This window comes from Huaxiibacter chinensis, from assembly GCF_022171985.1.
Taxonomy (GTDB): domain Bacteria; phylum Pseudomonadota; class Gammaproteobacteria; order Enterobacterales; family Enterobacteriaceae; genus Enterobacter; species Enterobacter chinensis_A.
In genome coordinates this window covers 1-538 of record NZ_JAJVHF010000072.1, presented here as the reverse complement: position 1 = coordinate 538, position 538 = coordinate 1, and the positions used below count along the sequence as shown (strand labels likewise).

Below are 538 nucleotides of genomic sequence, written 5' to 3'. Positions count from 1 at the left end.
AAGTCGTAACAAGGTAACCGTAGGGGAACCTGCGGTTGGATCACCTCCTTACCTGAAAGAACCTGCCTTTGTAGTGTCCACACAGATTGTCTGATGAAATGAAGCAGTAAAGAATCTCTGCAGGCTTGTAGCTCAGGTGGTTAGAGCGCACCCCTGATAAGGGTGAGGTCGGTGGTTCAAGTCCACTCAGGCCTACCAAATTCGCCTCCGGACTGCGTTATGGCAACGCTCGCATACTGAAGTATGCTTCGTGTTACCATGCCTTGCCCGGAAACGAATTAGGGTATCAGAGATTAAGCATTACGATGGGGTTATAGCTCAGCTGGGAGAGCGCCTGCCTTGCACGCAGGAGGTCTGCGGTTCGATCCCGCATAGCTCCACCATCCCTTTACTGCACAAACAAGAAAACTTCAGAGTGTACCTGAAAAGGTGCGCTGCGAAGTTTTGCTCTTTAAAAATCTGGATCAAGCTGAAAATTGAAACGACACACTGTGTCTGTTCTCCGTAATAAGAACAGATAAGCGGTGTGTTCGAGTCT

General features: G+C 49.1%; 2 tRNA genes and 1 rRNA gene. All 3 read left to right on the top strand.

Annotated elements, in window-relative coordinates:
• Positions 1 to 51, top strand: a 16S ribosomal RNA gene (locus LZP96_RS23995); the annotation flags it as partial.
• 70 nt (positions 52 to 121) lie between these two features.
• Positions 122 to 198: transfer RNA gene (locus tag LZP96_RS23990), tRNA-Ile, on the top strand.
• 109 nt (positions 199 to 307) lie between these two features.
• Positions 308 to 383: transfer RNA gene (locus LZP96_RS23985), tRNA-Ala, on the top strand.
• Positions 384 to 538: the final 155 nt, after the last annotated feature.